This is a genomic window from Streptomyces fuscichromogenes (assembly GCF_014645815.1).
GTDB classification, from domain to species: domain Bacteria; phylum Actinomycetota; class Actinomycetes; order Streptomycetales; family Streptomycetaceae; genus Streptomyces; species Streptomyces fuscichromogenes.
Genome location: NZ_BMML01000007.1, coordinates 34,792 through 54,197 on the forward strand (window position 1 = coordinate 34,792; position 19,406 = coordinate 54,197).

The window sequence follows — 19,406 nt, forward strand, 5'->3', positions numbered from 1 at the left end:
TTGATGGGTATGAGCACCGCGCCCCCTACGACCCCCCGCCGTCTGCCTCTCGCCGGTGTGCTGCGCCTGGGCCGGCCCACCGACATCTGGTTCAAGCCCGCCGTCAGCGTGGTCGCCGCGGTCGCCGTGCCCAACCTGACCCTGCTGGCCCTCGGCCGCCTCGACCTGGCCATGTACACGATGGCCGGATCGCTGTGCGCCCTCTACGGCCACAACCGGCCCTACCCCGCCCGCGCCCGTACCCTGGCCCAGGTGGTCCTCGGCATGGTCGGCGGCCTCGCCGTCGCCCTGGTCACCGCCTCGCTCACCACGAACGCGGTCGTCCTGGTCACCGTCGGCGCCCTCATGGCCGCCGTCCAGAAGGTGCTCTGCGACGCCACCCGCGTCGGCCCGCCCGGGAACGTGGTCCTCACCTTCATCAGCTCCGCCTCCCTGTTCGCCCCGCAGACCCTCGGCCAGGTCCCCGGCCACCTCGGCCTCGCCCTGGCGGCGGGCGCCTGGGCCTGGCTGGTCGGCATGGCCCCGGGGCTGCTGCGCCCGCACGGCCCCGAACGCCGGGCCACCGCCCACGCCCTGAACGCCACCGCCGCCTACGCCGACAGGCACGCCGACACCCGCGGCACCGGCCGCGGCACCGGCCGCGGCGGCACCGGCGGCCGTACCGGCGGCGGCCACGACAAGGCCCGCGCCGCCGCGGTCGCCGCCGTGCAGGCCGCCTGGCAGTCCCTGCTCGCCGCCGGCGCCCGCCCCGACCGCACCCGGCGCGCCCTCGCACACCTCGTCGTCCGCGCCGAGGTGGCCCTGGCCGCCCCCGCCGACACCGACCCACGGCTGCTCCGCGCCCTGGCCCGGGACCTGCGCGGCACCGGACGCGTCCCGCGGGTGGCCGGGTTCGACGACGACCTCCTCGGGGTCGACGCCGAACGCGCCGTACCCCGACGCCCGTTGCGGCGTCGCCTCGGCCCGCTCGCCCCCCTCGCCGCCCGCACCGCGCTCGGCTGCGCCCTCGCCGGATACGCCTCCCTCGCCCTCGGTGTCGGCCGCCCCTACTGGGCACTGGTCACCGCGGCCTCCCTCTACCAGGCCAACGTCACCCTCACCTGGAGCCGGGGCATCCAGCGCGTCGTCGGCAACCTCCTCGGCGTCCTTGTCTTCGCCGCCGTCGTACCGTTCGCCCGTCTGCACCCGGCCGTCCTGGTGCTGTGCTGCCTCGCCTTCAACTTCGGCGCCGAGGCGCTGATCGGCCGTAACTACTGGCTCGGCAGCGTCTGCGTCACCCCGATGGCCCTGCTCATCACCGAGTTCGCCCGCACCCAGGACGCCGGGCAGCTGGTCACCGAGCGGGTCGTGGACACCCTGGTCGGCGCGCTCGTCGGCTTCGGCGCAGCCGTCGTCGTCACCAACCGCCGGGCCGGCGACGGCATCGAGCACGCCCTGACCACCGTCGAGCGGGCCCGCGAACAGGCCGCCCGCCTGCTCGCCGAGGTGCAGCCGGCGCCGCGCGCCCTGGCCACCGCGCGGCGCGCCCTGGCCGCCGCTCTGGCCGACCTGCGCGCCACGGCCGACACCGCCTCCGGCGAGTGGTGGCAACGCGCGCTGCCTCAGGAGCGGGTCGTGCAGGCCGAGCAGTCCGGACACCGTACGCTCGCCGCGATGGTACGACGCCAGGGAACGCACTCCTGGGACGGCGCGAGGACAACGGAGGACGTACGGCCATGACGGCGACCAACGGACGACCGGCGGCCGGGAGCGACGCGGACAGAGGTGGGGGCACGGGGCGGGACGACACGGTCGCCGCCGTCGTCCGGCAGTGGCGGAGCGTCCATCCCGGGCTGGACACCGGGCCCATGGAGGTCATCGGCCGGATCAACCGCTGCGCGGCCCTCCTCCAGCAGTCCGAGGACGCCCCGCTGCGCCGGGCCGGCCTCAGCCGCCCCGAGTTCGATCTGCTCGGCGCGCTCCGCCGCACCGGCCACGAGCTGACGCCGAGCGAGCTGGCCAAGGAGACCTTCTCCTCCGGCGCCGCCGTCACCAAACGCCTCAAGCAGCTCACCGAGCGCGGCCTGGTCGAGCGGCGCGGCGACGCCCGCGACCGCAGGGTCGCCCACCTCCGCCTCACCGACGTGGGCCGCGACCTCGTCGACGGCCTGCTGCCCGAGCAACTCGCCTACGAGACGGCCGTACTGTCCGTCCTCGCCCCCGAGGGCCAGGGCGAACTGGCGGCGCTCCTCGCGGAGTTGCTGGGCCGGCTGGAGGGGAGGACGGGCGCGCTGAGGGCCTGACCCCACTGCTGGAAGTGCCGGGATCCGCCGTCTGTCGACTGCGGCGCCGTCGTGGCTGGTCGCGCGGATCCCCGCGCCCCTTCGGGGCACTGCCGAACCGTAGCCGCTCAGATTCCCGGCCGACAGCGCAACGGGTGGTCCGCCGGCACCTCCACCAGCACGATCCTGATGCCGTCCGGATCGGTGATCCACATCTCGACCAGGCCCCACGGTTCCTTCACGGGCGGGCGCACGATCTCGACACCGTGCGCCACCAGCTCGTCGTGCGCCGCCGTGAGGTCCGCGACCTGCAACCACAGCCGAACGGCGGGTGAGGCCGGGGCGTCCGCCCGCCCGGAGACCTCCAGGAACCCGCCGCCGAGAAAGTAGACCGTGCCGCGCTCCGGACCCGTACCGAACTCACGGTAGACGGCGAGGCCGAGCTGCTCGCCGTAGAAGGCGCGGGCTCGCTCGGGGTCGGTGGGGTGGATCAGCGTACGACTGCTCAGTACATGCACCATGCGACCGGAGCGTAGCCGCGGGCCGCCCCGGGGCGGCCCGCGCGCGCCACGAGCCACACCCCGGCTGCCGCGGACGGTCGCGGGCAGGAGGCCGGCGGGGCGGGTGCCGGGAGGCCGGGCCGTGCCGCGGGGATAGGGTCGGGTCCGGCCCAGTCGCGCCCGAGATCGGAGACACCGCCCATGGAGAACGCCGCCGCCGGACTGACGTTCCGCGACGCCACCGACGCCGACGTGGACATCCTGGTCGCGTTGATCGAGTCGGCCTACCGGGGCGACGACAGCCGGGTCGGCTGGACCACCGAGGCGGACATCCTGGAGGGACAGCGGACGGATCCGGAGGGCGTCCTGGAGGTCGTCAAGGGACCGGACGGCAAGCTGCTGGTCGTCGAGCGGGACGGCGCGGTCGTCGCCTGCTGTCAGCTCGAACACCGCGGTACTCACGCCTACTTCGGCATGTTCGCGGTGAGCCCGGCCCTCCAGGGCGCGGGCCTCGGCAAGGTCGTCATCGCCGAGGCGGAGCGCCGGGCACGCGAGGAGTGGGGCGTCACCGAGATGCACATGACGGTGATCTCGGTGCGCGAGGACCTGATCGCCTGGTACGAGCGGCGCGGCTACCGCCGTACGGGAAGGATGTCGCCGTTCCCGTACGGCGAGGAGCGCTTCGGCATTCCGCTCCGCGCCGACCTGCGGTTCGAGCTGCTGGTCAAGCCGCTGGTGTGAGGCGCCGGCCGGTGTTCACGCGGTGAAGCGGGCGGTGCGTTTGATCTCCGGGTAGTCGGTCGTGGCGCCGTCCAGTTGGAGCGCGCGCACCAGCCGCAGTTCGTCCTGGGTGTTCACCACCCAGCCGATCACCCGCAGATCCGCCTTGCGGGCGTGCTCGACGACCTCCAGGGTCAGCCGCCGGATGTTGAGGCAGAGCGTCGCGGCGCCCGCTTCCCGGGCCCGCTCCACCACGTCGGTGTCGTAGCGGCTGGCGATCAGGGCGGTGCGCACCCCCGGCACCAGCCGGGCGATCTCGGCGACCGCCTCGTCGTGGAACGAGGAGACCTCCACCCGGGACACCAGGTCCCGCCGCTGCATGACCTCGGCCAGCGCCCGGGCCGCGGCCACGTCCTTGATCTCGGCCTGCAGCGGGGTCCGTACCGCGTCCAGGACCTCCTCGAACACCGGCACCCGCTCGCCCCGGCCGGCATCCAGCGCGCGCAGCTCCTCCAGGGTCTTGTCGGCGATCGGGCCGGTGCCGTCGGTCGTGCGGTCCACCTCCGCGTCGTGCATGACGACCAGGGCGCCGTCCTTGCTGAGGTGGAGATCGAGTTCGATCAGGTCGAGGCCGGCCTGCTGGGCGGCGACGAAGGAACGGAGGGTGTTCTCGGGCTCGACGCCCATGACTCCGCGGTGACCGATGGTAAGGAAGTTCAAGATTCAACTCGCTTCCGTCGACGGCGGCGGTGGGTGCAGGCGCGCGAACCGTACGACGGACGTCGCTGTCCACGCGGCTGGGCGCAGCCTAATGGCCGCCCGTCGCGATGGACCCGTACGTACACGGGGTGATTGGCGTGCCGGGTGCGCGACACCTGGCCCGTGCCCCGGTCGGCGGTCACCCGGGCGTGGGCGCGTCCCGCCGCGAGTTGACCGGCCGGATCCATACGGTCTCGACGAGCTGACGCTTCGTCACCAGTCTCGGTGAATGTGAGCGCCTTCACGGTTTCGCGCAGGAAAAAGCGCGGTTAAGAAGGGATGGAGCAGGATAATTTCCTGAGTACCCCCTTGCTGGGAGAAACCCTGTATGCATACGGTGTCCTTACGGAAGCTTCTCCCGTGGAGGATGGATCATGACGGAAATTCTTGTGCAGCTGGGTTCGGAGGAGCAGGTTCCTCCCGTGACCAGGGTGGTCGAGCACCCGGCGTGGCCCGTGCTCAAGGATGCCGTGGAGCGGATCCGGCCATGGCAGTCGAAGGACGGGGCCATCGACTTCGAGACGGCGGGCGCGCCCGCGCGGGCCGACGCCGAGGCGGCCGTACGGCGTGTCGCCGAGGCCGTCGAAGAGCTGTCCCCGCTGCTCCCGCACGACGCCGCCTACCACCGGGCGCTCGTGGCGGACCTGCGGCGCTGGGCCGACGGCGGCTTCCAGGTGCCCGACTTCCTCGACTCGCTGCTGGCCTTCCAGCCCGCCGCGGGCCGCGCGGACGGCCTCCAGCACCTGGTCGTCTTCCCGATGTACACCCAGAACGGCAACCCGGACCGCAACCTGGAGGCGGTCGTGCTGCGCATGGTCTGGCCGGACTGGCTGGCCGAGCTGGAGCGCACCCGGTATGACAACCCGCTGTTCTGCGGCATCAAGTTCGAGGACTTCACGGCCGGCTACGACACCAACTCCGCCGTCCTCTTCCCGGAGACCATCGCCGTCCGCGAGGCGCCGGAACGATTCTCCTGGGGTGGCATCTTCTGCGACCGCGAGGCCGCCCGCTTCCGCCGGGTCACCGACGCGGCCGTCGGCATCCTGGGCCTGAACCTGCCCGAGGACATCGCCGCCATGGTCCACGACCAGAAGCGCTGCGAGGAGGCCTTCGTGCTGTGGGACATGGTCCACGACCGCACCCACAGCCACGGCGACCTGCCCTTCGACCCGTTCATGATCAAGCAGCGCCAACCGTTCTGGATGTACGGCCTGGAGGAGCTGCGCTGCGACCTCACCGCCTTCAAGGAGGCCGTGAAGCTCCAGGCGGACGGCGTTACGCAGGCCCGTGACGTGCAGTACGCCGTGCTCTTCGACCGCATGTTCCGGTTCCCGGTCACCGGCGACCGGGTCCGCAACTACGACGGGCTCGGCGGCCAGCTGCTCTTCGCCTACCTGCACAAGCACGACGTGGTCCGCTGGACCGACAACCAGCTCGCCATCGACTGGGAGCGCGCCCCGCAGGTCACCAACCAGCTGTGCGCCGAGATCGAGAAGCTGTACAAGGACGGCATCGACCGCCCCAAGCTCGTCCACTGGTTCGCCGGGTACGAGCTGGTCGCCACCTATCTCGCCCCGCACCCCGGTTCCAGGTGGGCCAAGGGTCCCGACGCCCTGGACCTGACGCTGCCGCCGCGCAAGCTCGTGGACGACGTGCTTCCCGACGAGTTTCCGCTGAGCATGTTCTACGAGGCCCTGTCCAGGAAACTGAAGAACGTGATCGCCGAGACCAAGGGCATCACGGCGGACAGCGCCGAGCCGGTCGCCGCGTGAGCGACCGGCTGCGGAACACTGCTCAAGATCTGCGGAACACTGTTCAAGAGGGGAAGCGCATGGCGGGCAACGGGTCTCTCAGTGGTGCGGTGATCGCGGTGGCCGGGGCGGGCGGACCCGCCGGGCACGCGACCCTGGTCAGGCTGGCCGAGGCGGGCGCGACCGTCGTCGGCGCCGACAACAATCCCGAGCGCCTGGCGGAGGCCGTGGACGCGGCCCGCTACGCGGGCGGCGGCGCCGTGGTCACCGGTGAGACGGTCGACCTGCTCGACCTGGACTCGACCCGGGCCTGGGCCGACCGCATCGAGAAGGACCACGGCCGGATCGACGGCCTCGTCCACCTGGTCGGCGGCTGGCGCGGCAGCGCCAACTTCGCCGAGACCGACCTCGCCGACTGGGACCTGCTGGAGAAGCTGCTGATCCGGACCGTCCAGCACACCTCGCTGGCCTTCCACGACGCGTTGCAGCGCAGCGAGCGCGGCCGGTACCTGCTGATCAGCGCGGCCGGCGCGTCGAAGCCCACCGCCGGCAACGCCGCCTACTCCGCGGCCAAGGCGGCCGCCGAGGCCTGGACGCTCGCCATGGCCGACGACTTCCGCAAGGCCGGAGGCGAGGCGGGCCCCACCTCCGCGGCTGCCATCCTGGTGGTCAAGGCGTTGGTGCACGACGCGATGCGCGCCGAGCGGCCCCACGCGAAGTTCGCGGGCTTCACCGACGTCAAGGACCTGGCCGAGGCCGTCGAGGGCGTCTGGGGCAAGTCCGCCGCCGAAGTGAACGGAAACCGTCTGTGGCTGACCGAGAAGCCGTGAACCCTCCCAGGACCGACGCCCGTCGCCACCACGACCCCCAGGTCCGCGGTTTCGCCAGTGACAACTACGCCGGAGCCCACCCCGAGGTGCTCGCCGCCCTGGCCCTCGCCAACGGCGGCCACCAGGTGGCCTACGGCGAGGACGAGTACACCGAGAACCTCCAGCGGATCGTCCGCAGCCACTTCGGGGCCACCGCGGAGGCCTTCCCGGTCTTCAACGGCACCGGCGCCAACGTCGTCGCGCTCCAGGCGGTCACCGACCGCTGGGGTGCGGTGATCTGCGCCGAGAGCGCGCACGTCAACGTCGACGAGGGCGGCGCCCCCGAGCGCATGGGCGGCCTCAAGCTGCTCACCGTGCCCACCCCCGACGGCAAGCTCACCCCCGAGCTCATCGACCGGCAGGCATACGGCTGGGACGACGAGCACCGAGCGATGCCCCAGGTGGTGTCCATCACCCAGAGCACCGAACTGGGCACCCTCTACACACCGGACGAGATCCGCGCGATCTGCGAGCACGCCCACGCACACGGCATGAAGGTGCACCTGGACGGCTCCCGGATAGCCAACGCGGCGGCCTCCCTGGACGTCCCGATGCGTACCTTCACCAACGCCGTCGGCGTCGACATCCTGTCCCTGGGCGGCACCAAGAACGGCGCCGTGTTCGGCGAGGCGGTCGTGGTGATCAACCAGGACGCCGTCAGCCACATGAAGCACCTGCGCAAGCTGTCCATGCAGCTCGCCTCCAAGATGCGCTTCGTCTCGGTCCAGCTGGAGGCCCTGCTCGCCAAGGACCTGTGGCTGCGCAACGCCCGCCACGCCAACGAGATGGCCCAGCGGCTCGCCGAGGGCGTCCGGGCCGTGCACGGCGTGGAGATCCTCCACCCGGTGCAGGCCAACGGCGTCTTCGCGCGGCTCCCGCACGACGTGAGCCTGCGCCTGCAGAAGCGCTTCCGGTTCTACTTCTGGGACGAGGCCGCCGGGGACGTGCGCTGGATGTGCGCCTTCGACACGACCGAGGAGGACGTGGACGCGTTCGTGGCAGCGCTCAAGGAGGAGATGGCGCGCTGAGGGCTCCGCCGGGGTGCCGTGATCTGTCGACTGCGGCGCCGTCGTGGCTGGCCGCGCAGTTCCCCGCACCCCTCCGGCAGCATGCATAGATATGCGTTCACCTGAAAAGTCATTGACTCTCGGGTGATCGCATTCCTATGCTCTGCGGACATGCAGCTGATCCAGAAGACCGCCGACCTGTCCGCCTACCTGGCCGCTGACGAGGTCATCGATCATCATCATCCCGTGCTCCGGGAGACGGCCGCCCGACTGTGGGCGGGAGTCGACGACTCGTATGGTTATGCGCGCGCCGCGTACGAATTCGTGCGGGACGCCATCCCGCACTCCGCCGACGCCGACGATCCCCGGGTCACCTGGCGCGCCTCGGACGTCCTGGAGTCCCGCACCGGCATCTGCCACGCAAAAGCCCATGCCCTGGCCGCCCTGCTGCGGGCCGAGGACATCCCCACGGCCCTGTGCTACCAGCGCCTTGCGCACGACGGCGGCGGACATGCCGTGCACGGACTGGTCGCCGTCCGCTTCCGCGGCGCCTGGCACCGGCAGGACCCGCGCGGCAACAAACCGGGCGTGGACGCCCGGTTCTCCCTCGACGGTGAACGGCTGGCCTGGGTCCCCGATCCTCGGTCCAATGAGATGGACTATCCGGTCCTGTACGCTGAACCTCACCCGGTGGTGCTCGGCGCGCTCAGAGCGGCGCCCGACCGCGCGCACCTCTGGACGACGCTCCCCACCGCACTCTGAGGCAAGGCAGATGACTCTCACGCTCACCGTGTCCGACCAGGTGCGCGCCCTCGCGCCCGGTTTCACGCACCTCGTGATCGAGGCCCACGGCCTGGTCAACGGGCCCAGCACCGAGGCGAGTTCGGAGCTCCTCGACGACGCTGCCCGCCGGCTGGCCGGACGCCTCGACGGACGCGCCCCGCACGAGGACCCGCACATGGCCGCCTGGCGGGCGGCCTACACGGCCTTCGGCGCCAAGCCGTCCCGCACCCGCAACTCGGCCGAGGCGCTGGCCAGACGGGCTCTCGCGGACGGCGGCCTGCCCCGCATCAACCTGCTCGTGGACCTCTACAACGCGATCAGCGTGGCCCACCTGATCCCTGTCGGGGGTGAGGATCTCGACCGCGTCCAGGGCGGGATGCGCCTCGTACGCGCCACGGGCGAGGAGGACTTCGTGACCGTGGCCGGGGGCGAGGAGAGCGTCGAGCACCCCGACCCCGGCGAGATCGTGTGGTGCGACGACGCCGGAGTCACCTGCCGCCGCTGGAACTGGCGCCAGGGCCCCCGTACCCGCCTCACCGAACGGACGGCCTCGGCCGTCTTCCTGCTGGAGAGCCTCGCCCCGATGCCGGTGCCGGAGGTGGCGTCGGCGGGTACCGAACTCGCGGAACTGCTGGAGAAGTTCAGCCCGGGCGCCCGCATCGAGGTGCGCGCGCCCGAGTCGGCGGGCTGAGGCCCGGGGCCGAGGCTCAGATCGCCTCGGCGGCCTTCAGCTGGTCCACCGTGGGGGCCGTGCCGCCGAGGTGCGCCGGAAGCCACCAGGTGTCGGTCGCGTCCTTCGGGCGGGCCGGGTAGGCGCGCTGGGCGGCGTCGAGCAGTTCCTGGACGCGCTCGCGCAGCCGGCGGGTGATGGCGCCCGCGTACTGGTCGCGGGGCGCCTCGACCGGCTCGCCGACCCGGATGGTGATGGGCAGGTGGTTGCGCTTGAAGTTGCGCGGGTGGCCCTTGGTCCAGATGCGCTGGGTGCCCCACAGCGCCATCGGGACGAGCGGGACGCCGGCCTCCTGGGCCAGGCGCGCGGCACCCGACTTGAAGCTCTTCAGCGTGAAGGACTGGGAGATCGTGGCCTCGGGGAAGACCCCCACGATCTCACCGGACTTCAAGGAGTCCAGCGCGTGCTGGTACGCCGCCTCGCCCTGGTTGCGGTCCACCGGGATGTGCTTCATCCCGCGCATCAGCGGACCCGAGATCCGGTGCCGGAAGACCGACTCCTTCGCCATGAACCGCACCAGGCGCTTCTGGGGGAGCGCCGCCAGGCCGTCGAAGATGAAGTCCAGGTAGCTGATGTGATTGCTCACCAGCACGGCGCCGCCCGTGCGCGGGATGTTCTCCGAACCCTGGCAGTCGATCTTGAGGTCCCAGGCCTTGAACAGTGTCTTGGCGAGACCGACGACGGGACGGTAGACCAACTCTGCCATGGGCGGGGTGGACCCTTTCTGCTCTGCCTGGGAAAGGGGCTCCCGGCGGGAAAGTTACGCAGCCGTAGGTTTACGGCGTCTCGCAGATCGTGCCCGAAGAACGGACGGGGAGCCAGTCCTGGCGCCCCGGAGCGGCGAGATTCTCGTCACGTTGGCCCCTTGATCCACCTCGCGCTTTTAACTCGTCTTTACTCCGCGCGCACCGTCAACCGCCGCATGAGCAGGAACATCTCGCACCCCAGGCAGTACCCGAATGCCGCATTGAGGAAGGCCGCGGCGAGCGCCGACCCGGTCGCCGCGAGGCCCAACCACGCGGGACCCAGCGTGAATCCGACCAGACCGAGCCCCGCGAAGACCAGTCCCACCGCCTGGGCGAACCGCGGCGGCTCCGGCGGCTCGAACTCCGCCGGCGGGCCGAGCCGCGGCCGTACGGCGGTCCGGAACGCCCAGCCGTACGGTGACCGGGTCACGCCCCCGGCCGCGCCGAGCGCGAACACCAGGGTCTGCCAGGCGAGGATCCAGGGGCTCCTGGTGATGAGTGCGGCGGCCAGTACGGCCGTCGTCACGGCCGCCGCGAACCGCGGCCCACGTGCGTCGATGTCCATGAACCAAGGATTCCGCCCCGCGGGCCGGTAGGGGAGCCGGGAATCTTTGCAGTCTCGTGAACGCTTTTCCGGGTGTTGGGCGGTCTCGTGGATCCTTGTCCGGTGATGACCGGACTGGTGGTGTGCGTGGCGGTGCTCGCGGCGGCGAGCGTCTACGGAGTGCTGCACAGGCGGCGGAGCGGGAGGGTGCGGGTGCGCGGGCGGGACGACGGCAAGCGGCTCGGGGCGGCCGAACTCGGCGGCGAACTGGGCGAACGGGCCACGCTGGTGCAGTTCTCCAGCGCCTTCTGCGCCCCCTGCCGGGCCACCCGGCGGGTGCTGGGCGAGGTCGCCGGGATGGTCCCCGGTGTCACCCATGTCGAGATCGACGCCGAGGCCCGCCTGGACCTCGTGCGCGAGCTGGAGATCCTGAAGACGCCCACCGTGCTGGTGCTGGACGCGGACGGCCGGGTCGTGCGCCGGGCCACCGGGCAGCCCCGCAGGGCGGACGTCATCGCGGCGTTGGGAGAGGCGGTCTGACGGCCGTGCCGATGACGGTGAGGCACCTCCCATATGCCGAAACGTACTTGACTGGGCACGCCACCTATCGTCAGCCTGACCGTATGCCTGAGGAACTCCTTCTCTACGGGCGGGTGCACGTGGACCTGGCCCGCACCGCGAGCGCGCGCTGTCCAGGCTGTTGAGCAGCCACGGACCCGAACGCCGCCCCTCGCAGAAGGACAACTCCATGACGGCCACGCCCGACCTCGGCACTCCTCAGCTCGCCTCTCCCGACCTGCTCCGCTCCGCCTTCCGGCGGCACGCGGCCGGTGTGGCGGTGATCACCGCGCGCGGCGCCGACGGCCCGGTCGGCTTCACCGCCACCTCCCTCACCTCCGTCTCCGCCGAGCCCCCCATGCTCTCCTTCGGCGTCGGTACGAGTGCCTCCAGCTGGCCCGCGATATCCACCGCCGAGCACATCGGCGTCCATATCCTCGGGGAGCACCAGGCGGAGCTGGCGGCCACCTTCGCGCGCAGCGGCGCCGACCGGTTCGGGGCGCCCACCGACTGGCGCGACGGTCATGAGGGTGTCCCGGTCCTCGACGACGTACTGGTGTGGCTGGTGTGCCGGATCGTCGCGCGGGTGCCGGCCGGCGACCACCGCATCGTGCTGGCCGAGGTGCTCGCCGGCGATCCCTCCCGCGCCGGGCGGCCGCTCCTCTACCACCAGGGCGGCTTCAACGGTCTGCGGGACTGATCACAGACGTTCAGTTCCAGGAATCACACACCCCTAGTTCTGCGAACGTGTCGAGTTCCGGTTACGCTGCGTTGCGAAGGTCACAGTTCAAAGCGCTTGCTTAGCGGGCATGAACTGGCTGTACTGGTGAGTAATATTTCGTTCGGAGCGCGCGGCCGCCCCGACCGGGATGAGCCGCTTGAGGCGCCTATGCTGCCTGCAAGAGGCAGCCCAGAAAAGACGATGCAGTAGGAGAGCCGGCGTGAGCCTGAGGATCGTTGTCACTGTGAAGTACGTGCCCGACGCCACTGGCGACCGGCACTTCGCCGATGACCTGACCGTCGACCGTGACGACGTGGACGGTCTGCTCTCCGAGCTGGACGAGTACGCGGTCGAGCAGGCGCTGCAGATCTCGGAGAATTCGGACGACGACGTCGAGGTCACTGTTCTGACGGTGGGTCCCGAGGACGCGAAGGACGCGCTGCGCAAGGCGCTGTCGATGGGTGCGGACAAGGCGATCCACGTCGAGGACGACGACCTGCACGGCACCGACGCGATCGGTACCTCGCTGGTGCTGGCGAAGGCGATCGAGAAGGCCGGTTTCGACCTGGTGGTCTCCGGCATGGCCTCCACCGACGGCACCGCCGGTATCGTGCCCGCGCTGCTGGCCGAGCGCCTCGGTGTCCCGCAGGTCACCCTGCTCTCCGAGGTGTCGGTCGAGGACGGCACGGTCAGGGGCCGCCGCGACGGCGACGCCGCCAGCGAGCAGCTGGAGGCCTCGCTGCCGGCCGTGGTCTCGGTGACCGACCAGTCGGGCGAGGCGCGTTACCCGTCGTTCAAGGGCATCATGGCCGCCAAGAAGAAGCCGGTGCAGTCCTGGGACCTGTCCGACCTCGACATCGAGGCGGAGGAGGTCGGCCTGGAGGGTGCCTGGAGCGCGGTCGAGACCGCCACCGCGCGTCCGGCCCGTACCGCGGGCACGATCGTCAAGGACGAGGGCGAGGGCGGCAAGCAGCTCGCCGCCTTCCTCGCGGAGCGCAAATTCGTGTGATGCAGCCTCGCGGGCCAGAAGTTCATCTGAGCCCCGCAGTCGCTGACCGCCCCTCAACTTCGTTTCGCAGGAGAGCATTCCCATGGCTGAAGTCCTCGTCTACGTCGATCACGTGGACGGTGCCGTCCGCAAGCCCACCCTGGAGCTGCTGACGCTGGCCCGTCGTATCGGCGAGCCCGTCGCCGTCGCGCTGGGCAACGGTGCCGCCGACACCGCCGCCGCGCTGGCCGAGCACGGCGCGGTGAAGGTGCTGACGCACGACGCGTCCGAGTACGCCGACTACCTGGTCGTCCCGAAGGTGGACGCGCTGCAGGCCGCCGTCGCCGCGGTGTCCCCGGCCGCCGTGCTGGTGCCGTCCTCCGCGGAGGGCAAGGAGATCGCCGCCCGGCTGGCGCTGCGCATCGGCTCGGGCATCATCACCGACGCCGTCGACCTGGAGGCCGGCGAGGAGGGCCCGGTGGCCACCCAGTCGGTGTTCGCCGCGTCCTTCACCACCAGGACCCGGGTCTCCAAGGGCACCCCGGTCATCACGGTCAAGCCGAACTCGGCCGCGGTGGAGGCCGCTCCGGCCGCCGGTACGGTCGAGGCCCTCGCGGTGACGTTCTCGGCGGCCGCGACCGGCACCAAGGTGACCGGCCGTACCGCGCGTGAGTCGACCGGGCGTCCGGAGCTGACCGAGGCCGCGATCGTGGTCTCCGGCGGCCGTGGTGTCAACGGTGCCGAGAACTTCGCGGTCATCGAGGCCCTCGCCGACTCCCTCGGCGCGGCCGTGGGTGCCTCGCGTGCCGCGGTGGACGCGGGCTGGTACCCGCACACCAACCAGGTCGGCCAGACCGGCAAGTCCGTCTCGCCGCAGCTGTACATCGCCAACGGTATCTCCGGCGCGATCCAGCACCGCGCGGGCATGCAGACCTCCAAGACCATCGTGGCGGTCAACAAGGACGCCGAGGCCCCGATCTTCGAACTGGTCGACTTCGGTGTGGTCGGCGACCTCTTCGACGTCGTCCCGCAGCTGACCGACGAGGTCAAGGCCCGCAAGGGCTGACCGCCGCCGGGCTGCCCGAGGCCCCCGTGACCGGTGCCGGTCACGGGGGCCTCGTCGTGTCGTCGCGGGCTCGGCTCAGCGCAGGCTCAGCGAGACCTGTACGGGCAGGTGGTCGCTCGGGAACTGGCCGTGCATCGAGAAGGTGTCCATCGTCGCCTGGTGCGTGGTCACGCCCGGAGAGGTCAGGATCCAGTCGATACGGTCGCCGTCCGGCTTGAGGCGGTGGTACCCGTGGAAGGTCGCGTACTGCGGGCCGCGCCGCTCCGCCGCGTCCCAGGTGTCGACGAGCCCCGAGTCCACCAGGGTGTCGTAGGCGCGGTTCTTGTGGGCGTAGGCGTTGAAGTCGCCGGTCACCACGACGGGCAGTCTCCGGTCGAACTCCGCGATCCGCTTCACCAGCAGGGTGGCGCTGCGCTCGCGGGCGTACTGGCTCTTCTGGTCGAAATGGGTGTTGGCGACGTAGAACTCCCGCCCGCCGTCGGCGAGATCACGGAAGCGCACCCAGGTGACGATCCGGGGGAAGGCGGCGTTCCAGGTGTTGGAACGGATGACCTCCGGGGTGTCCGAGAGCCAGAAGGTGTAGTGCTCCACGGGGGCCAGACGCCGGGTGTCGTAGTAGATGGCGGTCGACTCGTCCCGGCTGCCGCCCTCACGGCCGGTGCCGACCCAGTCGTAGTGCGGTCCGAGGCCGGTCTCGATGTCGAGCAGTTGCTGGTAGAGACCCTCCTGGGTGCCCATGACGTGGGGGCGCGCGCGGAGCAGCAGTTCGCGCATCACCGGCCGGCGGTCGGCCCAGCTGTTGGGTTCGGCGGTGCTGGCGTAGCGCAGGTTGAAGGTCATGACGTCGAGGCGGGGCGCCGGCTTGGACGGTGCCGCGCGGGCGGTGACCCGGCGGACCCGCGACGCGGCGGAGGAGGCGGAGGACGGGGTGATCGCGGCACTGGAGAGGGGCACGGTGACCGCTGCGGCCAGCAAGGCCTGCAGTCCGAGCCGGCGGGTGACTCGGCGCTGGTTGGGCACGGCGGCTCCTTCAGGGGGCACAAGCCGGAGAGGTGGGCGTTGAGCAGTGTGATACCCAGGTGCGTGATGAGCGTGAACATGCCCAGATGGGGGCGTGTCGCCTCGTGGACATGGTGTTGACCGCCCCGAAGCCGCCCGGATACCTTCATTCAACGGATTGTTGATTCCGTACGGTGGAAAACAGGAGGGTGCGGGATGGGCCAGGGCCGGCAGGAGAAGGTGTCGACGAGCCTCGCGGGCGCCGTCGGTGAGGAGATCAGTGCCTCCCTCGCACCCGTCGACGCCGAACTGGAGCGCCGCTACCCGGGTGATCCCGGAACCCGCCAGCCCGTCCACACCGTGTACGTGCCCGGCGACGCCTTCACGGCCGGCACCATTCGCTCCTGGGGCGACCAGGCCCTCGCCGCACTCGACGAACACGCCCCCGACGCCGCCGCCTTCGCCGCCGTCCTCGGGCTGCCGGACGACCTCGCGGAGCCCGTCCACTCCCGGGTCCGCGCCAAGCTGGAGCGCGAGCCGGTCGAAGACCTGCGCGTCGACTTCGAGGACGGCTACGGCCCCCGCCCCGACGCGGAGGAGGACGAGACGGCAGCCCGCGCCGCCCGGCTGATCGCGGAGGCGTACGCCGCGGGAACGGCGGCGCCGTACATGGGCATCCGGATGAAGTGCATGGAGGCCGCGGTCCGCGACCGGGGCATCCGCACCCTCGACATCTTCCTCACCGGGCTGACCGAGGCGGGCGGACTGCCCGGCGGACTGACGCTGACCCTTCCCAAGGTGACCTACCCCGAACAGGTCACCGCGATGGTCCGGCTCCTGGAGGCCTTCGAGAAGGCGCGCGGACTGGAGCCCGGCCGGATCGGGTTCGAGATCCAGATCGAGACCAGCCAGGCCGTCCTCGCCACCGACGGCACCGCCACCGTCGCCCGGATGATCCAGGCCGCCGAGGGCCGCGCCACCGGACTGCACTACGGCACCTTCGACTACAGCGCCTGCCTCGGGGTCTCCGCCGCCTACCAGGCCAGCGACCACCCGGCCGCCGACCACGCCAAGGCGGTCATGCAGGTCGCCGCCGCCGGCACGGGTGTACGGGTGTCGGACGGCTCCACCAACGTCCTTCCGGTCGGCCCGACGGCCCAGGTGCACGACGCCTGGCGGCTGCACTACGGCCTCACCCGGCGGGCCCTGGCCCGCGCCTACTACCAGGGCTGGGACATGCACCCCGGCCACCTCCCGACCCGCTACGCGGCCGTGTTCGCCTTCTACCGCGAAGGCCTGGAGCGGGCGGCCGCACGGCTCGCCCGGTACGCCGACCGCGTCGGCGGTGACGTCATGGACGAACCCGCCACCGCCAAGGCCCTCAGCGGTTACCTGCTGCGCGGCCTGGACTGCGGCGCCCTCGACAGCGCCGAGGTCACCCGGCTGACCGGTCTGACCCGGGCCGGCCTGGAGGGCTTCGCGATGCCTCGGCGCGGCGGCCCGACGGCCTCCGGCAAGTAGCGCGTACCGGTCAAGTCACGGCTTTTCCCGCAGACTTGAACCGACCCTGTCATCGCCACGTACTCTGGTGCGCCATTCAGGGACATGTCTCAGGAACGGGGCTGTGGTGTCGGGTTCGTACGGACAGGCTGACGGGACCGGTCGCCTGCTGGCAGGGCGTTACCGGATCGTGGACCGGCTCGGGCGCGGTGGTATGGGCGTGGTGTGGCGCGCCGTCGACGAGGTCCTCGGCCGTGAGGTCGCCGTCAAGGAACTCCGTGCCTACACCGACAGCGCCGGACCCGAACTGGCGGACCTGCGGCTGCGGATGCAGCGCGAGGCACGGGCCGCCGCCCGGGTACGGCACCCCGGGGTGGTCGTCGTGCACGACATCGCCGAGGTCGACGGCCGGCCGCTGATCGTCATGGAACTGGTCGACGGCCCCTCCCTGGACGACCTGCTGCGCGAGCGCGGCACGCTCGGGGCGCAGGAGGCCGCCCGCATCGGCGCCGAGGTCATGGACGCCCTGGCCGCGGCCCACCGGGTCGGCGTCCTGCACCGCGACGTCAAGCCCGGCAACATCCTCCTCGACCGCACGGGGCGCGTCGTCCTGACCGACTTCGGCATCGCCACCATGGCGGATCCCGGCGACGGCTCCGCCACCCGCCTGACCGGCAGCGGTGAACTCGTCGGCTCCCTGGACTACTTGGCCCCCGAGCGGGCCAAGGGCGCGGCCCCCGGCCCGGCGTCCGACATCTGGGCCCTCGGTGCCACCCTGTACGCGGCCGTGGAGGGCGCCGCGCCCTTCCGCCGTACGTCCACCTTCTCGACGCTCGCCGCGATCATCGACGAACCCCTCCCGGAGCCGCACCGGGCCGGTCCGCTCGCCCCCGTCCTGCGGCGACTGATGGACAAGGTGCCCGACGCCCGCCCGGACGCCGAGGAGGCCTGCGGACTGCTGCGGACCGTGGCGCGGGAGGCGGTCGCGGACACTCCGACGACGGTCCTGCGTGAGCCGGTGCGACCGGGGACCGGAGGCGGCGGGCCGGTGGTGCCTCCGGCACGCGGAGCGGTCCCCGGGTCCGTCGGGGAGCCGGACGCGGGGACGGACGCGAGGCCGGTCGATCGGTCGGACGAGGTTTCGGGCGGCGGGTCGGCCCACGCGGCCGGCCCGGGGGCCGACCGCGAGCGCCCGCAAGAGGGTGTCGGGGGACCTGCTCCGGAGCCTGCCGAGAAGGCCGCTCCGGGGTCCGCCGAGAACGCTGCTCCGGACCCCGTCGGACAGCTTGCTCCGGTGCCCGCCGCCGGCCTCGCCCAGGGCGCCGGAACCCCGGGGCCCGGTCTGGTGGCCGCCCGAAGATTAGCCCTCGCGCCCCGGCCCGGCGCTCCGGAGGGACCGATGGACCCCGGCCGGCCGGCCCGCAACCGCCGCCGGGTCCGGATGCTCGTCGTGGTGGCCGTCGCGGTCGTCCTCACGGCGACCGGGCTGACCGTCGCCCTGCGGAACGACAGGGGACAGACGGCCAAGACGGACGCGGCGCCGCCCGCCCCGACCATGGCCGGCGCTTCGGAGAGCGTCCGCGCCACCGGGGCCAGGCGCTCGACCGACGCGGGTCCCGTGGGACAGGGCGACGAGACGGGCGCCGTACCGGCCGCCGGCACCACGCACGCCGCGGGGGGCGATCCGGCGGACCCGGCGGACCACGCCTCCGCCACGGCGTCCGCGGCGCCGACCGCCGGTTCCGGCTCCTCCGGCTCCTCCGGCGGATCCGGTACCGCCGGTGCCACCGCCCCCGCGACCGCCTCGGCCGACGCCTCCGCCACCCCCGCCCCGGTCTGCGAGTCCGCGGGCGACGGCACGTACACCTGCCTGGTGCGCAACGGTGGCGCCAAGTCCTACACCGCCGACGGGGTCAAGGTCGGCAAGGTCCGCCAGGGCGCCCACTCGTTCTACTGCCAGGTCGACCTGGGCCGCCGGGAGACCCACGGTCAGCGGACCAACGTCTGGTGGGCCGAGACCGACGACGACAAGGGCAACACCGGGGTGTACGTCAGCGACGTCTACATCAAGGGCGGCACCGACGACGAGCCGCTCCCGGGACTGCCCGTCTGCTGAGCACGGACGTACTGCTCCAGCCCCGACGCGACCGCCCACTTCCGCTCGGCGAACAGCCTGGTGCCCCGTCGGCACAGCGCGGACTCGGCCCGCGCCCGCGCGCAGAACTGCTCGGGCGTGACACCGAACAGCTCTCTCAACTCGGCAGACTCAGCCAGGAGTTCGGTGAGCAGGGCGCGTTCGCCGGGATGGCGGCGTGGAGCGCCGGTGCCGTCGTGCAGTACGCCGTGCCGGTTGACGTACGCGTGCACGCCGGGGAGGGCGGTGCCGTCGGCGAGCGTGACACGTACGTCCGGGGCGGGCAGCCAGGCCCGGCCGAAGTTGCCGTTCGGCAGCGGTACGCCCTCGCTCGCGTCGATCACTTCCAGCTGCCGTCCGTCCAGCCAGAGGACGAACAACTCCCTTACCGACGAAGGGGATGCGACCGGGGACGCCGAGACATAGCCGAGGCGGCTGACATGCGCGGAGACGCCCACGTCGAGGCCGGTCACCCGGGCGCGCACCATGGGGATCGGCCCGCTGACGTCGAACTCGGCCATCTTGTGCTGGAGTTGGGCGGGAGAGGCGTTGGACCCGACCGCGAGCACCGGTACCCGGCCGTCGTCGTGCACCAGCCGCTCCAGCGGCAGCAGCCGGTCACCGTCGAGCAGCCCGGAGTCGGCCGGCCAGACGCCGGGATAGTCCAGCGGATGATCACGCGGCGCCTCCCCGAGCCCCAACTCGCCGAGCGTACGGCCGATCACCCGCACCCCGCCCCGACGAGACCCCACCCGACGGCCACGGGACTC

General features: G+C 72.0%; 20 protein-coding genes. 14 read left to right on the forward strand and 6 right to left on the reverse strand.

The annotated features are described in order from the left end of the window. Positions 1-9: 9 nt before the first annotated feature. Together IEZ11_RS16570 and IEZ11_RS16575 are read left to right on the forward strand one after the other, a co-directional pair. Positions 10-1,719, forward strand: coding sequence for an FUSC family protein (locus IEZ11_RS16570; RefSeq protein WP_189263530.1), 1,710 nt, complete (start codon positions 10-12; stop codon positions 1,717-1,719). Beyond that, a complete protein-coding gene (locus IEZ11_RS16575) occupies positions 1,716-2,282 on the forward strand; it encodes a MarR family winged helix-turn-helix transcriptional regulator (protein WP_189263531.1) in 567 nt (188 codons plus the stop codon). The genes IEZ11_RS16570 and IEZ11_RS16575 overlap by 4 nt, the downstream gene beginning before the upstream one ends. A gap of 107 nt (positions 2,283-2,389) precedes the next feature. On the opposite strand, the gene IEZ11_RS16580 is transcribed toward IEZ11_RS16575, so the two are convergent. Continuing rightward, complete coding sequence (locus tag IEZ11_RS16580) at positions 2,390-2,782, reverse strand: VOC family protein (protein ID WP_189263532.1); 393 nt, start codon at positions 2,780-2,782, stop codon at positions 2,390-2,392. A gap of 180 nt (positions 2,783-2,962) precedes the next feature. On the opposite strand from IEZ11_RS16580, the gene IEZ11_RS16585 reads away from it, so the two are divergent. Next, complete coding sequence (locus tag IEZ11_RS16585) at positions 2,963-3,502, forward strand: GNAT family N-acetyltransferase (RefSeq protein WP_189263533.1); 540 nt, start codon at positions 2,963-2,965, stop codon at positions 3,500-3,502. Positions 3,503-3,517: 15 nt separating this feature from the next. Here IEZ11_RS16585 and IEZ11_RS16590 read toward each other — a convergent pair whose 3' ends face one another. Next, positions 3,518-4,201, reverse strand: coding sequence for a glycerophosphodiester phosphodiesterase (locus IEZ11_RS16590; RefSeq protein ID WP_189263534.1), 684 nt, complete (start codon positions 4,199-4,201; stop codon positions 3,518-3,520). Between the two features lie 413 nt (positions 4,202-4,614). Here IEZ11_RS16590 and IEZ11_RS16595 point away from each other — a divergent pair, with 413 nt between their 5' ends. The 5 genes from IEZ11_RS16595 (at position 4,615) to IEZ11_RS16615 (ending at position 9,341) form a co-directional block, all read left to right on the forward strand. Then, positions 4,615-6,012: a DUF6421 family protein gene (locus tag IEZ11_RS16595; protein WP_189263535.1), complete on the forward strand. Its 1,398-nt coding sequence runs from the start codon at positions 4,615-4,617 to the stop codon at positions 6,010-6,012. Positions 6,013-6,071: 59 nt separating this feature from the next. Continuing rightward, positions 6,072-6,821, forward strand: a complete 750-nt coding sequence (locus IEZ11_RS16600; protein WP_189263536.1) for an SDR family NAD(P)-dependent oxidoreductase — start codon at positions 6,072-6,074, stop codon at positions 6,819-6,821. After that, positions 6,818-7,888 carry a threonine aldolase family protein gene (locus tag IEZ11_RS16605; protein WP_189263537.1) on the forward strand — a complete coding sequence of 357 codons (1,071 nt, stop codon included), beginning with the start codon at positions 6,818-6,820 and terminating at the stop codon, positions 7,886-7,888. Before IEZ11_RS16600 ends, IEZ11_RS16605 begins: the two co-directional genes overlap by 4 nt. A 150-nt stretch (positions 7,889-8,038) precedes the next feature. Beyond that, the gene (locus tag IEZ11_RS16610) at positions 8,039-8,629 is read left to right on the forward strand and encodes a transglutaminase domain-containing protein (RefSeq protein ID WP_189263538.1); all 591 of its coding nucleotides are present in this window, start codon (positions 8,039-8,041) and stop codon (positions 8,627-8,629) included. Between the two features lie 10 nt (positions 8,630-8,639). Next, positions 8,640-9,341, forward strand: a complete 702-nt coding sequence (locus IEZ11_RS16615; RefSeq protein WP_189263539.1) for a B3/B4 domain-containing protein — start codon at positions 8,640-8,642, stop codon at positions 9,339-9,341. 16 nt (positions 9,342-9,357) lie between these two features. Here IEZ11_RS16615 and IEZ11_RS16620 read toward each other — a convergent pair whose 3' ends face one another. Together IEZ11_RS16620 and IEZ11_RS16625 are read right to left on the reverse strand one after the other, a co-directional pair. Next, a complete protein-coding gene (locus tag IEZ11_RS16620) occupies positions 9,358-10,086 on the reverse strand; it encodes a lysophospholipid acyltransferase family protein (RefSeq protein ID WP_189263540.1) in 729 nt (242 codons plus the stop codon). A gap of 188 nt (positions 10,087-10,274) precedes the next feature. Continuing rightward, positions 10,275-10,691 carry a DUF4395 domain-containing protein gene (locus tag IEZ11_RS16625; protein WP_189263541.1) on the reverse strand — a complete coding sequence of 139 codons (417 nt, stop codon included), beginning with the start codon at positions 10,689-10,691 and terminating at the stop codon, positions 10,275-10,277. A gap of 105 nt (positions 10,692-10,796) precedes the next feature. On the opposite strand from IEZ11_RS16625, the gene IEZ11_RS16630 reads away from it, so the two are divergent. From IEZ11_RS16630 to IEZ11_RS16645, 4 genes are all read left to right on the forward strand, one after another. After that, positions 10,797-11,210 carry a TlpA family protein disulfide reductase gene (locus IEZ11_RS16630; RefSeq protein WP_189263907.1) on the forward strand — a complete coding sequence of 138 codons (414 nt, stop codon included), beginning with the start codon at positions 10,797-10,799 and terminating at the stop codon, positions 11,208-11,210. Positions 11,211-11,418: 208 nt separating this feature from the next. Further along, on the forward strand, positions 11,419-11,928 hold the full coding sequence (locus tag IEZ11_RS16635) for a flavin reductase family protein (protein ID WP_189263542.1): 510 nt from the start codon (positions 11,419-11,421) through the stop codon (positions 11,926-11,928). Between the two features lie 241 nt (positions 11,929-12,169). Beyond that, a complete protein-coding gene (locus tag IEZ11_RS16640) occupies positions 12,170-12,958 on the forward strand; it encodes an electron transfer flavoprotein subunit beta/FixA family protein (protein WP_189263543.1) in 789 nt (262 codons plus the stop codon). 82 nt (positions 12,959-13,040) lie between these two features. Further along, positions 13,041-14,003, forward strand: coding sequence for an electron transfer flavoprotein subunit alpha/FixB family protein (locus tag IEZ11_RS16645; RefSeq protein ID WP_189263544.1), 963 nt, complete (start codon positions 13,041-13,043; stop codon positions 14,001-14,003). 75 nt (positions 14,004-14,078) lie between these two features. Here the strand turns inward: IEZ11_RS16645 and IEZ11_RS16650 are convergent, their stop codons facing one another. Then, positions 14,079-15,023 carry an endonuclease/exonuclease/phosphatase family protein gene (locus tag IEZ11_RS16650; RefSeq protein WP_189263545.1) on the reverse strand — a complete coding sequence of 315 codons (945 nt, stop codon included), beginning with the start codon at positions 15,021-15,023 and terminating at the stop codon, positions 14,079-14,081. 195 nt (positions 15,024-15,218) lie between these two features. Between IEZ11_RS16650 and IEZ11_RS16655 the strand changes: the two genes are divergently transcribed. Together IEZ11_RS16655 and IEZ11_RS16660 are read left to right on the forward strand one after the other, a co-directional pair. After that, on the forward strand, positions 15,219-16,523 hold the full coding sequence (locus tag IEZ11_RS16655) for a DUF6986 family protein (RefSeq protein ID WP_189263546.1): 1,305 nt from the start codon (positions 15,219-15,221) through the stop codon (positions 16,521-16,523). A 103-nt stretch (positions 16,524-16,626) separates the two neighbouring features. Then, positions 16,627-18,618, forward strand: a complete 1,992-nt coding sequence (locus tag IEZ11_RS16660) for a serine/threonine-protein kinase (protein ID WP_189263547.1) — start codon at positions 16,627-16,629, stop codon at positions 18,616-18,618. Here IEZ11_RS16660 and IEZ11_RS16665 read toward each other — a convergent pair. Beyond that, positions 18,564-19,361: a hypothetical protein gene (locus tag IEZ11_RS16665; RefSeq protein ID WP_189263908.1), complete on the reverse strand. Its 798-nt coding sequence runs from the start codon at positions 19,359-19,361 to the stop codon at positions 18,564-18,566. The genes IEZ11_RS16660 and IEZ11_RS16665 overlap by 55 nt on opposite strands. Between the last annotated feature and the right edge of the window lie 45 nt (positions 19,362-19,406).

Excerpts from the sequence above, each read along its gene's own strand:
- IEZ11_RS16580 (WP_189263532.1), bottom strand. The coding sequence starts at position 2,782 with ATGGTGCATGTACTGAGCAGTCGTACGCTGATCCACCCCACCGACCCC.
- IEZ11_RS16610 (WP_189263538.1), top strand. The coding sequence starts at position 8,039 with ATGCAGCTGATCCAGAAGACCGCCGACCTGTCCGCCTACCTGGCCGCT.
- IEZ11_RS16635 (WP_189263542.1), top strand. The coding sequence starts at position 11,419 with ATGACGGCCACGCCCGACCTCGGCACTCCTCAGCTCGCCTCTCCCGAC.
- IEZ11_RS16630 (WP_189263907.1), top strand. The coding sequence starts at position 10,797 with ATGACCGGACTGGTGGTGTGCGTGGCGGTGCTCGCGGCGGCGAGCGTC.
- IEZ11_RS16645 (WP_189263544.1), top strand. The coding sequence starts at position 13,041 with ATGGCTGAAGTCCTCGTCTACGTCGATCACGTGGACGGTGCCGTCCGC.
- IEZ11_RS16625 (WP_189263541.1), bottom strand. The coding sequence starts at position 10,691 with ATGGACATCGACGCACGTGGGCCGCGGTTCGCGGCGGCCGTGACGACG.
- IEZ11_RS16655 (WP_189263546.1), top strand. The coding sequence starts at position 15,219 with ATGGGCCAGGGCCGGCAGGAGAAGGTGTCGACGAGCCTCGCGGGCGCC.
- IEZ11_RS16620 (WP_189263540.1), bottom strand. The coding sequence starts at position 10,086 with ATGGCAGAGTTGGTCTACCGTCCCGTCGTCGGTCTCGCCAAGACACTG.
- IEZ11_RS16575 (WP_189263531.1), top strand. The coding sequence starts at position 1,716 with ATGACGGCGACCAACGGACGACCGGCGGCCGGGAGCGACGCGGACAGA.
- IEZ11_RS16615 (WP_189263539.1), top strand. The coding sequence starts at position 8,640 with ATGACTCTCACGCTCACCGTGTCCGACCAGGTGCGCGCCCTCGCGCCC.
- IEZ11_RS16570 (WP_189263530.1), top strand. The coding sequence starts at position 10 with ATGAGCACCGCGCCCCCTACGACCCCCCGCCGTCTGCCTCTCGCCGGT.
- IEZ11_RS16595 (WP_189263535.1), top strand. The coding sequence starts at position 4,615 with ATGACGGAAATTCTTGTGCAGCTGGGTTCGGAGGAGCAGGTTCCTCCC.
- IEZ11_RS16585 (WP_189263533.1), top strand. The coding sequence starts at position 2,963 with ATGGAGAACGCCGCCGCCGGACTGACGTTCCGCGACGCCACCGACGCC.
- IEZ11_RS16600 (WP_189263536.1), top strand. The coding sequence starts at position 6,072 with ATGGCGGGCAACGGGTCTCTCAGTGGTGCGGTGATCGCGGTGGCCGGG.